11 protein-coding genes and 1 other RNA gene are annotated in these 12,328 nt (G+C 64.8%); 3 read left to right on the top strand and 9 right to left on the bottom strand.

All coding sequences use genetic code 11. The features are described from left to right. Positions 1–20 precede the first annotated feature (20 nt). Positions 21–1,286, top strand: coding sequence for an MFS transporter (locus TC41_RS13510; RefSeq protein ID WP_014465633.1), 1,266 nt, complete (start codon positions 21–23; stop codon positions 1,284–1,286). Positions 1,287–1,290: 4 nt separating this feature from the next. On the opposite strand, the gene TC41_RS13505 is transcribed toward TC41_RS13510, so the two are convergent. From TC41_RS13505 to TC41_RS13495, 3 genes are all read right to left on the bottom strand, one after another. After that, complete coding sequence (locus tag TC41_RS13505; RefSeq protein WP_014465632.1) at positions 1,291–2,340, bottom strand: Gfo/Idh/MocA family protein; 1,050 nt, start codon at positions 2,338–2,340, stop codon at positions 1,291–1,293. 11 nt (positions 2,341–2,351) lie between these two features. Then, positions 2,352–4,751, bottom strand: coding sequence for a bifunctional diguanylate cyclase/phosphodiesterase (locus TC41_RS13500; RefSeq protein WP_041695490.1), 2,400 nt, complete (start codon positions 4,749–4,751; stop codon positions 2,352–2,354). Between the two features lie 75 nt (positions 4,752–4,826). Then, complete coding sequence (locus TC41_RS13495) at positions 4,827–6,128, bottom strand: WD40 repeat domain-containing protein (protein WP_237699961.1); 1,302 nt, start codon at positions 6,126–6,128, stop codon at positions 4,827–4,829. Between the two features lie 176 nt (positions 6,129–6,304). On the opposite strand from TC41_RS13495, the gene TC41_RS13490 reads away from it, so the two are divergent. Next, positions 6,305–7,294 (top strand): Gfo/Idh/MocA family protein, encoded by a 990-nt coding sequence (locus TC41_RS13490; RefSeq protein WP_014465628.1) that lies wholly within the window; start codon positions 6,305–6,307, stop codon positions 7,292–7,294. A 61-nt stretch (positions 7,295–7,355) separates the two neighbouring features. On the opposite strand, the gene TC41_RS13485 is transcribed toward TC41_RS13490, so the two are convergent. The 5 genes from TC41_RS13485 to TC41_RS13465 all read right to left on the bottom strand — a co-directional run bounded on the left by TC41_RS13485 (position 7,356) and on the right by TC41_RS13465 (position 11,479). Beyond that, complete coding sequence (locus TC41_RS13485; protein WP_012811858.1) at positions 7,356–7,892, bottom strand: acyl-CoA thioesterase; 537 nt, start codon at positions 7,890–7,892, stop codon at positions 7,356–7,358. 134 nt (positions 7,893–8,026) lie between these two features. Then, the gene (locus tag TC41_RS13480) at positions 8,027–8,854 is read right to left on the bottom strand and encodes a metal ABC transporter permease (protein ID WP_014465627.1); all 828 of its coding nucleotides are present in this window, start codon (positions 8,852–8,854) and stop codon (positions 8,027–8,029) included. After that, positions 8,851–9,726 (bottom strand): metal ABC transporter permease, encoded by an 876-nt coding sequence (locus tag TC41_RS13475; RefSeq protein WP_014465626.1) that lies wholly within the window; start codon positions 9,724–9,726, stop codon positions 8,851–8,853. The genes TC41_RS13480 and TC41_RS13475 overlap by 4 nt, the downstream gene beginning before the upstream one ends. Beyond that, entirely contained in the window at positions 9,723–10,544 is an 822-nt protein-coding gene (locus TC41_RS13470) for a metal ABC transporter ATP-binding protein (RefSeq protein ID WP_014465625.1), read from the bottom strand. Before TC41_RS13470 ends, TC41_RS13475 begins: the two co-directional genes overlap by 4 nt. Continuing rightward, the gene (locus tag TC41_RS13465) at positions 10,541–11,479 is read right to left on the bottom strand and encodes a metal ABC transporter solute-binding protein, Zn/Mn family (RefSeq protein ID WP_014465624.1); all 939 of its coding nucleotides are present in this window, start codon (positions 11,477–11,479) and stop codon (positions 10,541–10,543) included. The genes TC41_RS13470 and TC41_RS13465 overlap by 4 nt, the downstream gene beginning before the upstream one ends. 133 nt (positions 11,480–11,612) lie before the next feature. Between TC41_RS13465 and TC41_RS13460 the strand changes: the two genes are divergently transcribed. Beyond that, entirely contained in the window at positions 11,613–12,053 is a 441-nt protein-coding gene (locus tag TC41_RS13460; protein ID WP_049784383.1) for a Fur family transcriptional regulator, read from the top strand. Between the two features lie 64 nt (positions 12,054–12,117). Here the strand turns inward: TC41_RS13460 and ssrS are convergent. Continuing rightward, positions 12,118–12,295, bottom strand: a non-coding RNA gene (gene ssrS / locus TC41_RS16035) — 6S RNA. Positions 12,296–12,328 lie beyond the last annotated feature (33 nt).

Raw genomic sequence — 12,328 nt, 5'->3', positions numbered from 1 at the left:
GGAAAGGGTGACATCCCCGAATGGATCAGGGACCTCAGAAGCGATTCTGGCGCTATGAGAACGGCGTCGTCCTCATGATGTTCTTCACGTTCGGCTTCGTCTTCATGGAGCGCCTGAGCGTCGTGTACTTGTTTCCCTACTTGGCGCCGGATCTCAAGCTGAACAATGCTCAACTCGGCATGATCGTGTCGGTTCTCGCGATTTGCTGGGCACTCTCAGGGTTCTTCTTCGGCACCATTTCAGACTTTTTGGGCTCACGCAAGAACGTGCTCGTTCCCATCACGCTGGCCTTTTCACTGCTGTCCTTCCTCACGGGCATTGCGAAGAACTTCGGCCAAATGCTTGGCATTCGTGCCCTGATGGGTGTCTCGGAAGGCCCGGTGTTGCCCATCGCGCAGGCTGCCGTGATGGCCGACTCGACGGAAGCGAGGCGCGGCTTCAACATGGGCTTTGTCCAGAGCGCGCTCGGCCTCATCGGCTCGACGTTCGGTCCGCTCATTCTCACGTGGGCTGCTACGAAGTATTCCTGGCACGCTGGTTTTTACGTCGCGGGCATTCCGGGACTCATCATGTTCTTCGTGTTGCTTTTCTTCATGAAAGACCCCAACAAGCGCATGTCGAAAGAGGAGCTTGCGAAGAGCGAACATCGCTTGCGCAAAGAGGACTTCCCGGTGGTGTTCCGCACGTGGAACATCTGGTTTACCCTGCTCATCGCGGTCCTCATGATGACCTGGTTGTTTGCGTTCACATCGTTCGCGCCGACGTTCCTCGTCGAGTACGATCACTACACGGGCGAACAGATGGGTGTCATCTCGGCAGCCATGGGCCTGGGGACGTTCTTCTGGGGGTTCATGGGGCCCTACATCTCTGACAAGTGGGGGCGCCGACCGACGTTGGTGTTGTTCTCCTTCATCGCCGTGCTGTCCCCGCTCGTGCTCATCTTCGTGCACGGCTCGGTCGCGCTGATGTGCGTGCTTGGCTTTCTCACCTGTGCCGGGCAGGCGTGTTTCCCGCTATTCATGGTGGTCATCCCGGGCGAGTCGCTGTCGCCGAAATACGTCGGCACCGCGGTGGGCCTGGTCCAGATGGTCGGCGAGCTCATTGGTGGCGCGGTGATGCCCACCGTCGCAGGCGTGGCCGCCGATCACTTCGGGCTGCCGGCACCCATGTGGATTGCGGCCGCAGGCGCCTTTGTAAGCGGCATCATGGCGTTCTTCATTCGTGAAACCGCTCCCATCCGCCTGCGCCGTCGCGGACAAGTGGCGAGCGAACCGCTTCAACTTTGAGTCATCAGTGGCGCGGCGCAGCCGGGCTGCCGTCGGCGACACGAACGGCGGCTCGGATGGCCGCGCTTTCGATGGCGGCGTACATCATCCGGGCGCTTTCGATGTTGTCCGACGACTCGGTTTCCGCTGGCCGCGAAGTCCTGAGCGCATTGAGCATTTCGCGCAGGCATGCGGCATGGCCTTGCTCGGCCATCGGTTCCACATCGATGCGCACGCGCCTGCACGGTCGCAGGAATCCGTGCGCTTCCTCCACCGCGATTTCCGCTTCGGGACTGGCCAATCCGTCCCACAAGATGGTCCCTCGGCTTCCCACGATGCGCCACGTCGACTCCCACGATGTCCTAAACCCCTCCGCGGACCAACTGCCGCGATAGCTGAACACGGCGCCGCCTTCCATCTCGAAGGCACAGATGGCGCTCGCGCATCCCTCGTACCAAGAGCTCGCCGGGTTATACGCCAGACAGAGAGCCGTCTCAGCCTTGGCACCGCCGAGAAGGAACCGGGCTTGGTCGAACGTGTGGATGGCCATGTCCAAGAGCAGCGGATGTTCCATGCGTTCCCGAAAACCGCCGAAGTGGGCGCCGATGAAGAAATCCGCGTGAATCTGCTCCACGCGGCCGATGAGCCCGCGCTCGATGGCCCGCCGGATGGCGCGAAGGTGCGGCTCAAAGCGGCGATTCTGCATCACGATGTAGCGCCTGCCGGATCGCGTCACGGCGTCGAGAATGGCGTCAGCATCCGCGCGGGTGGGGGCGAACGGCTTTTCGGCGATCACGTCGCAACCGCGTTTAAGAGCCGCCACGCAGATGGCGCGGCGGGCTTCTGGGATGGCCGTGTCCACCACGAGGTTCGGGCGGGCTTCGTCGAGCAGGGCCTCGACGGATGCGAAAATGGGCGCCTCCAGTCCGTGCCTTGCCGCCATGTCCCGCGCCCGCGCGAGATCCACGTCTGCCAGCGCGGCGATGTGCACGTCCGGTTCTCGTTTCAGAAGGTCCACCCAGGTGTTCGCCATCTGACCGCAGCCGACGATCGCGACCCGAAACCGCCTGTCCATCGTCTCACCTCTTACCCCGCCGTGATCGAGAGCGCTTCGAGATCGGATGGGGGGAGGGGACGCGCGAAGTAGAATCCCTGCGCCTCGTCGCATCCGAGCGCCTCGATGACGGACAACTGTTCCTTGGTTTCCACGCCTTCCGCAACGCACCGCATGCCGAGATTGTGTGCGATGTCCACGATGCTCGCCACGAGGGCCCGCGCCCGGCCGCCATCCACCGCGCGCTGTGTGAAGGCGCGATCGATCTTCACCACGTTGAGTGGCAGGTGCGTCAGGCGGCTGAGCGAGCTGTAGCCGGTGCCGAAGTCGTCGAGCGACACCTCGATGCCGAGCGCCTGGCATCCGGCGAGAAACCGTTCAGCCCGCTCGGCGTCCATCATAGCGCTCTCCGTCACCTCGATTTCGAGGTACTGCGCGGGCAGGCCGGTCTCGTCGAGGACTTCGCGCACCACGTCGAGGAAACCGTCGGTCAAAACCTGGTACGGCGAGAGGTTGACCGCCACTCTGAGCGGGCGACCGGCGTCGAGCCACGCCTTCGCCTGGCGGCACGCGGTGCGCAGACACCACTCCCCGATGGGCGCAATCAGGCCCGTCTCCTCGGCAATAGGGATGAACTCGCACGGCGGCACGTACTCGCCACTCGGCCGGCGCCAGCGAAGCAAAGCCTCCACGCCCACGACCGACTTCGCGCGCATGTCGATCTTCGGCTGGTAATGAATCTCGAAGTCGCCGCGCTGGGCCGCGGTGCGGAGTTCCTGTTCGAGCTCCAAGCGGCTTTTCGCGTCGGCCGCCGTGCGCTCTTCAAATAAGCGGTACGTGCTTCGCCCCTCGGCTTTCGCCGTGTACATGGCGAGATCGGCGTGGCGCAGCAACATGTCGCGCGTGACGCCATGGCGCGGAAAGCTCGCGATGCCGAGGCTCGCCGTCATGTACAGCGGGCGATCCTCCACGCGCACAGGCTTGCGTAGGCGGTTCAAAATGGCGTCCGCCACGGCGATGGCGCGCTCCATGGGCTGGCCAAAGAGCGTGATGGTGAATTCGTCGCCGCCCATCCGGGCCACGAGTGCGTCGTCGCCGGCCACTTCCTTCAGGATGCGGGCAATCTCCTGAAGCAGCTTGTCCCCAAATTCGTGTCCAAGCGTGTCGTTGACCGATTTGAAGCGGTCGAGATCGACAAAGAGAATCTGCATCTCGTCGCCAGGGCGGGCGTGGCGGATAAATTCGTCCACGCGCGCTTCGAAATGGCGCCTGTTGGCGAGACGCGTTAGCGTGTCATGAAAGGCGAGGTAGTTCATGCGCTCCGCTGCCACCTTCTCCGCCGTCACGTCGCGCGCCACCAGAAACACGCCTTCGATCTCGTCGTCGAGCACGATGGGGATGTGCGTGGCACTCATGTGCAGCGCCTTGTCTCCCGCCCGAAGCAGGAACTCGCCGTTCGTGGTGCTGCCGCGAAGCGCCCAGCGGTAATCCTCGAACACCCGCGGCCGATCCCGTCTGTCGATCATCCGCGCGAACGCCCGGGCGGATTTGCGCAGGTGGTGCTCAGGCACCAGTTCCTTCGCGCGGGGATTTTGATCGACGATGGCGCCGCGCGCGTCGAGCGTGAAGATGGCGTCTGAATGGTGCGTATAGAGCGAGCGGAACCGCTCGTCCGCGAGACGCAGGCGGCGACGGTCTGCCTGGAGTCGCCGGTCCAGCATCACGGTCGCGATGGCGGCAAGGAGGATGAACGCGCTGAACACGGCAACCACCCATGCGAGCGGCCCGCTGTACGCCATGGGCGCCGCGAGCCGGCGAGTCGGCAGGACGAATACCGTCGCCCACATTCCGGTGTAATGCATGCCCGAGATGGCGATGCCCATCACGAGCGCGCAAGCCACCTTGGCCGCATGTGCGAGCCAGCCTCGCGCCGTAGCGAGCCGGAACGAGAGCCAGAGCGCCACGTATGACGCGACGACGGCAATCACGACCGACAGCGCAAGCGGCCCAGCGCGATAGTAGAAGCTGCCGCCTTGCACCGCCATGGCGGCCATGCCCGTGTAGTGCATGAACACGATGCCCGCGCCCATGAGCAAGGCCCCGTATGCAAGTTTCGCCGGTGACGCGGATCTCGCCACCACATACAGCGCCGCTCCGGGGCCTGCCATGGCAAACATCAAGGAAAGCGCGACAATGGCCCAGTTGTACGTCATCTGCGCGGGGAGCATGAGAGCGAGCATCGCCACAAAGTGCATGGACCAGATGCCGATGCCCATCGCGACGCCGCCGAGCACGACCCAGACGAGCTGGCGATTCGCCTTGGTTTCCAGCACGCGGCGACCGAGATCGAGCGAGGCGTACGCGGCGAGCGATGCGACGACATAAGAGAGGATCACGAGCATCGGAATATACGTCTGCGGAACTGGGTGCAAGATGGGTCATCATCCTTTGCGCTCAATTGAAGCGTTGCCGGTTGAATTCGCCATCCTTCGCACGAAATCCTCTGCTCACGAGCGAACCAACCGCGTCGGCGCAAACGTGAAGCTCACGCCCACTTCGCCGGCGAACGGGGAGGACTGGCCGCCAATTTCTGTCCAGTTGCCCTCGGGGGTGAGTTCCCAGAGCCCGCCGAGATCGCCGCCGTTCGTCACGAGCGTGCCGGCGGGGGACCACGCGAATTTCGGCGGCGCGGCGTTTCGATCCGTCGCGTGCGTCTTGGTCCATACAGGGGTCCAGCGACCACCGACGAGCTCGAAGATTTGGCACCTGGAGGCGTCGCTCACGGTCAGCACGCCGTGGGGCGACCAGCCAAACTGGTAGATCTTGTCCGACCCAATGTCTGGGCCCGCGCCTTGTACGCGTTGCCACCGTCCTCCGGAGAACTGCCACAGGCCGTTTTGCGATCCCGCCTTGCCGCTCACCGTGAGCATGCCCTTCGGCGACCAGGCGAACTGTCCCACGTCGGTGACGGGGCATGGCATGCCGCCCGGCTGGACAAAGCGCCCCCCTTCGTCAATCCAGACGCCGTGCGCGCTCGTGCCGACGGCGAGATCGCCGTTGGGGGCAAAGCCGACCGTCAGCGTGTCGGCGGCAAACGGGGCGCGATCGCTCGTCATGGCGACAAAGCGGCCGTTCACAAACTGCCAGACGGTGGTCGCCCCGTTCTGCGGCACCGACACGACCGTGAGCACGCCTTTCGGCGACCAGGCGAGCGAGGAGATGTAGCCGAGCTCCGCGCTGCCGGGAAGCTGGTGCCACCCGCTCGCCGTCAGTTGCCAAATGCCGGGCAGGGTGCCGTCGTCCGGCACCACGTACAGCGAGCCGTCCGGCCCGAACGTGTGCAGCTGCACATCCGTGTCGTTGCGGATGGACACCAGGTGCCAGCCCTTGCGATACGTCCAGAGCATGTTGGCAGAGGACATGCCGGGCGTGGACGCGTCGGGCGACCCGCTCGTCACCGCGGCGACCTCTCCCGTCGGGGATACGTCCACGGATTCGAAGATGGTCGACGGCGCGCTCAGGATGGACGAGGCAGGGAAGTAAATCCATTTTCCTCCCGTGTACTCGGCCACCTCCGTCGATCCGCACGCCACGAGAGCGCCAGGGGACGCGCCTTCGGGAAGATGGTCGTCTTGCGTTGTCGAATGGGTCGGCGTGGGCGTGGCGGGCGCCGTTCCGCACCCCCCAAGCGCGGACGAAATCGCGAGTGCGGCGAGGGCCATTCGAAGGCCAGGATGCACGTCAATCACCTCGCACCCATTATGCTCGTGCTCGAAGGGCCGCCGCAAACGAAGGCGCTGCCATGCCACGAGGCGCGGCGCGATATTCGAAAAAAGATCCGATCTCGCCGCCTGCTTTCGACAGGAGAGATCCGATCTCGCCCGCCCGATTCGACACCGGAGATCGGATCACGGCGACACCCATCGCGCCGTGTGGCAGAATGGGGGGAGAGCTGGTTGTCATCCAGGAGCAAAGGGGTGTTCAGATGAGGAAGGTCCGCTTCGGCATTCTCGGCTGCGCGGATATCGCCATTCGCAAGCTCATCCCTGGGATTCTGTCGTCCGAGACGGGGGAATTGTACGCTGTCGCGAGCCGCGACGGCGCCAAAGCCGAGGACGTGGCGCGCCGGTTTGGAGCGCCGCGCGCGTACGCAAGCTATGAGGAATTGCTCCGCGATCCCGACGTGGACGCGGTCTACATCCCGCTGCCCAATCACCTGCACAAGCCGTGGACCATCCACGCGGCTGAGGCAGGGAAACACGTTCTGTGCGAGAAGCCCATCGCCCTCGACGCCCGCGAGGCGCAGGCCATGGTGGACGCCTGCCGGGCGCACGGGGTATACCTCGCGGAGGCGTTCATGTACCGTCACCATCCGCGCTACAACAGGGTGCTCGAACTCATCCAGGCCGGCGCCATCGGGCCCGTGCGCGGCATGCGCGGCTCGTTCACGTTCAACAACGCGGCGGATCGCGGCAATATCCGTTTTCGCCGCGACTGGGGCGGCGGATCGCTGTACGACGTCGGATGCTATCCCATTTCCGCGGCCAGGCTCATACTGGGCGAGGAGCCCGTCGCGGCTACGGCGCACGCGTTCTTCTCGCCCGATCACGACGGCGTCGACATGTACCTCGCGGGCCTCGTGGAGTTCGCGGGCGGCGTCTCGCTCACCTTCGACTGCGGCATGTGGGCGGCGGATCGGAATGAGGTGGAAATCATCGGCGTAAACGGCCGCCTTATCCTGGAGCACGCCTTCCTCGGCGAGCCGGTGACCCTGCGCGTCGTCTCGCCGGAGGGCGAGCGTGTCGAGACGTTCGATGCACTCGACCCCTACGCCCTCGAAGTGGACGATCTCGGCCGCGCCATCCTGGAAGGCAAGCCGCTTCGGTTCCCGCCCGAGGACGCGGTGGCCAACATGCGCGTGCTGGACGCGTGCCTTCTGTCGGCGCGCACGGGGCGGCGCGTCGCCATCGAGTGATGAAGCCGCGAGGATCTCAACAACTCCGCACAAAAAAGCCGCCCCGCGCGGGCGGCTTCCCTTACACCATTTCCCACAGGCGATCCGGCTTCAGATGCGCGGCCAACAGCCGACTCTGCTCCCGGTGTTTCCGGCGGGCCTCGGCGCGCGCCGGCGCGCTCTCGTGCAGCGCCTTCTCCTCTTGCGTCTCCGGGATGACGGGTGGCACTGGAATGGGCTTGCCGTCCGGGCCCAGCGCGACGAACGTCAGAAACGCCGTCGCTGCGATTTTTCGCTCGCCGGTCCGCAGGTGCTCAATCACGACCTTGACGAAAACCTCCATCGACGTGCGGCCCGTCGACGTGACGTACGAGGTCAGGCAGACCGAGTGTCCCTCCGTGATGGGCAAAAGGAAATCGACGCTGTCGGTCGACGCCGTGACGGTCTGCGCGCGGGCGTGCCGCTCCGCGGAGATGGAGGCCACGTCGTCGATGTAGGCCATCAGTTTGCCGCCGAACATCGTGTGGTGATCGTTGAGATCGCCCGGGAAGACGCGCAGGATTTTCGTGGCGCGCGACTCTTTGCACGTCTTCGGGCGAAGCCGCTCTTGTTCGTCCATCCTCTTCCCCCCTCGTCGAGAACGAACCATGATGACGAGACCCATCCTAGCAGACCCAAAACGCGAGTGGCAAATCGTGTAAGCGCTCTCGGCCCCGGCGGAGAAGCGGATGTCGAAAAACGGCCATCGCCCCGTCAGGCGGCGCGGGCGGGCACTTGCCGGGCGAAGGCGCGCGCGGCGCCCCGGGACAACCCGTAAGCGAGCGCGGACAAGCAGGCGACGAAGAACCCGACGGGCCAACCGAGCACAAATGACAGGGACAGCGACAGCCACGTGATGACGAGCGACAGCGCGACGCTGAGGGCAATCGCCTGCCAGGGCCGGCGGGCGAGATGGCGCGCGGCGAGCGCTGGACCGACGAGCAGGCTGAACGAGAGGAGCGCGCCCACCACGGGCATCATGGCACTCGTCGCAAGGCCGAGGCTGACGAGCAGTGCCCAATCGGCCGTGCGGTTGGAGGCGCCGCGGACCTTGGCGGCTTCCCGCGCGACGGTGGTGAAGAGCAGCCTGCGGTGAAACGCCGTCACAAGCGCGATGCCAACGGCCGACACGAAGGCCGTCTCGATGACGCCGGACGAACTCACGCCGAGTACCTGGCCGAACAGGAGCGACATGGCATCGTCGGCGTACAGGTTGCCCAGGCTGAGAAACAGGGCGCCCGTGCCAAGGCCCAGTGCGAGGACGAGCGCCGTCGCCACATCACGCCGGTCCCGTTCCGCCAGTGCGCCGATGCCGAGCGCGGCGGCAGCTGAGTAGATGCTCACGCCCACGAGCGAGTTCACGCCGAGGACGAGGGCGCCGCTTGCGCCGGCAAACCCGACCTTCGGGAGCGCGTGCGCCGCGAACGCCGTGCCCCGAAGCACGACGTAGAAGCCAATCCAGCCCGCCGCCACGGCGACGAAGCTCGCCGCCAAAAAGGCGTGGCGGGCGAACGGGAAAGCGAGCATCACGAACGGGCTCATCGAAGTTCTCCCTCCGCTCTGCGCCGAAATATGGCTCGGTCTGCGCCTGCCGCGGCGGCGTATGTCAAGAACGCCAGCGCCGCCACAAAGAAGCTCACCGGCCAACTCGTGTGCTGCGGCAGCCACGTGTAGCTGTCGTACGACAAAAGTACGCTTGTGGCCACCATCAGCGCGCCGATCAAGCCGCCTGCGAGACCCGCGCGAAGCGGGTTGGCCGTGAAACGAGCGGCTATCGCGGCTGGCCCGACGATGAGCGCCGTGGCAAGCAGCGATCCGGCCACGAGGGCGTCCGTCTCGACCGCCACCGCCAGCACCACCGTGAACGCGATGGATATCGCCCGCACCGGCACGCCGCGCACGCGCGCGAGATCCGGGTTGACGGAGGCGAGGGCGAGCGGGCGCCAGATGAGGAGCATCGCCACCACGCAGCCAGCGGCCGCCAACGAGATCCACGGCACGAGGGCGGGATCGAGCGTGAACAGGGAGCCGAAGAGCACCGCCATCGACGCGTTGGCGTGCGCGAGCTGTGCGTCGAGGTACAGGAACAAGGCACCGAAGCCGAGCGCGAGGGAGAGCACGACCCCGGTGGCGAGATCGCGCTCCCCGCGCGTTCGGCCGCCGGCGAGTTCCATGCCGACGGACGCTACGACGCCAAAGGACAGAAACCCAAGCCAGCCGTTCATGCCGACGAGGTAGGCGCCGGCGCCGCCGGTGGTGCCGACGTCCGTCAACACGTGGCCCGCGAACGACTGCCCGCGCAAGATGACGAACGCGCCCACGAGGCCGGAGAGAAACGCGATTTCGGTGCCAGCGACAAGCGCGTGCTCGACTGGCGCACTCGCGAGCGCCTCGCTCAGCCAACCGAGCGTCATGGCAGCATCACGCTCGCCTCTGGGCTCGCCGCTGACACGGCGTGGGCGTGCCCGTCCATGGCACCCGCGGCCACGATGATCCGGCCTCCCGCGCGCAGCACTTCCACCGGGTACCCGTAAAGCCCCGACAGCACCTCCGGGCGCAGTACGTCGTCCAGGGCGCCCTTGGCCATCCGGCCATTGGCCAGATAGAGAATTTCATCAGCGCGGCCAATGAGCGGATTCACGTCGTGCGCCACGAGCAACACCGCCATCTGGCCTTCGTGCGCGAGCCGCTTTACGAGATCCACCACCTGGTGCGTGGACGCGAGATCGAGGTTGTTGAGCGGCTCGTCGAGCAAAAGCACCCGCGGCTTCGAGACGATGGCCTGCGCAATCAGCAGCCGCTGGCGCTCGCCGCCCGATAGCCGCCCGATGCGCCTGTCCGCCAGGTGGAGCGCGTTCACCTCCGCGAGCGCCGCTTCAATCGCGTCGCGTCGCCGCCTGGAGGGGAGCGGAAACCCCAGGCGATGCCCATCCAGACCAAGGCCGACGAGATCGCGCCCGGTGAGCGGCACGTCCTCGTCCAAATGCACCGCCTGCGGCACGTAGCCAATGGACTCGTTGCGTCGCCGGACGGGTTTGCCGTCGATCTCGACAACACCTCCAGCGGGGCGGATGAGCCCGGCCAGCGTTTTGAGCAGCGTCGACTTGCCGGCGCCGTTTGGTCCCAGCACGCCGACGAATTGTCCGGCCCGAATCTCGCCCGTCAGATGCGCAAACACGGTGCGGGAGCCGTACGATACGGTGAGGTCGCGAAACGAGATGACAGGTGTCACGAGATCGCCTCCAGGGACGTGCCGTGCGCGAGCGCGTTGTAGATGGCGTTGGTCTCCTCAAGCATCCACTGCTGATACGTCAGTCCCGTGGGCTCCGTCTCGTACACGGCGACCGTCGGGATATGTTCTCGCTCGGCAAGTGTGAGGAACATCTTGGTGACGTTCGTCACCACCTGCTTGTTGTAGCAGAACACGCTCACCTCGTGGTGCGTGAACAGCTGCGTCTGCAGCGCCACATCCTGCGGCGACGGATCCGTGCCGTTCATGATGGCTGCCTGAAATGCCCAGGGCGTCTTGATCTGGAGACCTGCCTCCTGAAGCAGATAGTCCGACACCGGTTCCGTGACCGCCGCACCACGGCCGCGATAGGCCGCTTTCAGGCGGGCCACCGCCTCGTCCCATGGCTTGAGCGACTGGACAAACGCATTCGCGCGCGCCTGAAAGTAGGCCGCGTGACTGGGATCCAGTTTGCCCAGATCCGATGCGACCATCTTCGCCAACCGGGGCATCGTATTCAGTTGATACCAGATATGAGGATTCGCGGTGTTGGCCCGGTATCCGAGCGCCTGGCCTGCGTCAATCACGATGCGGTTGGGATTCGGCGAAGCCTGCTCGAGTTTGTTCATGAACTCGTCATAGCCGAGCCCGTTCTGGACAACCAGGTTTGCCTCAGCCACCGCGATGGCGTCTTTCGGATTGGCCTCGTATTCATGCGGGTCCACTGCAGGGTTGGACATGATGGCCGTCACGGACACGTACGGCCCGCCAATCTGCCGGATGAGGTCCGCGTATTCGCTCTCGGCGCCGACGGCGCGGATGTTCGCCTGCGCTGCCGCCGCACTCCCCTTTGCCGCGGGCTTCGCGATGCCGCAGCCCGTCATGACGAGCGCGGCGGACACCGCGGCGATGGCTGTGTTCCACCATGAGCGCTTCATGGTCTCTCTCCATCCTCTCAAATCAGAACGATTCCGATTTGGGTTGCCGAGAGGAGTATATCAGGTTGGGTGCGGTTTGTAAATCGGATTGATTTCGATTTATGATAGGGGCGAAAGAAGGGAGTTGCATCCGGTGCACGAGACCACGGCCTCGATTCTTCAAGCGCTGAAAGAGGCAGGCTATAAATTCACCGGCAAGCGGCGAGCGGTGGTGGACCTCTTCGTCGAGAATCGGGATCGGTATTTTTCGGCGAAGGAGGTGTACGATCACGTCAGTCAAATTTACCCTTCCGTGAGTTTCGACACCATCTATCGGACGCTCGGGATCCTCGTGGAGCAGAACGTGATCGAGCCTATGGAATTCGCGGACGACCGGGCTCGATACCGCCTTCAGTGCGCGCGAGGGCATCACCATCACCTCGTGTGCCTGCGCTGCGGAGCGTCCATCCCCATCGAAGAGTGCCCCATCGACCGGATTCGGCAACAGGTTCCGAACTTTCGCATCGAAGACCACAGGCTCGAGATTTACGGCTACTGCCATCGCTGCGCGGACGCGGGCGGCCAGGGCTCGTGAGGAGCCCGATCAACATGAAAAAGCCGCCCGCCGAGCGATGTCCGCGTCGACAAGCGGCTTGGTATGTAACCCCGTTCTGCCGTGGGACAATCGGTTTTGCATCCCCATCTCCAAGGTGGGTATCCTACCGCCGGTTTCAACCGTCCACAACGCCGAGGCATGGCATCCGCAGACGGACACGGATTCCCGTAGGTCTCGCGTGGATGAAAACCAAAACTGCCCCACGAACATCACAGGAGCTTGTTACAGTAGTATAGCACGCTCGGCGTCGAATG

It is taken from the genome of Alicyclobacillus acidocaldarius subsp. acidocaldarius Tc-4-1 (assembly GCF_000219875.1).
GTDB lineage: Bacteria > Bacillota > Bacilli > Alicyclobacillales > Alicyclobacillaceae > Alicyclobacillus > Alicyclobacillus acidocaldarius_A.
Note: the sequence above shows the minus strand (reverse complement) of the source record. Positions and strands in the feature narration are given on the sequence as shown.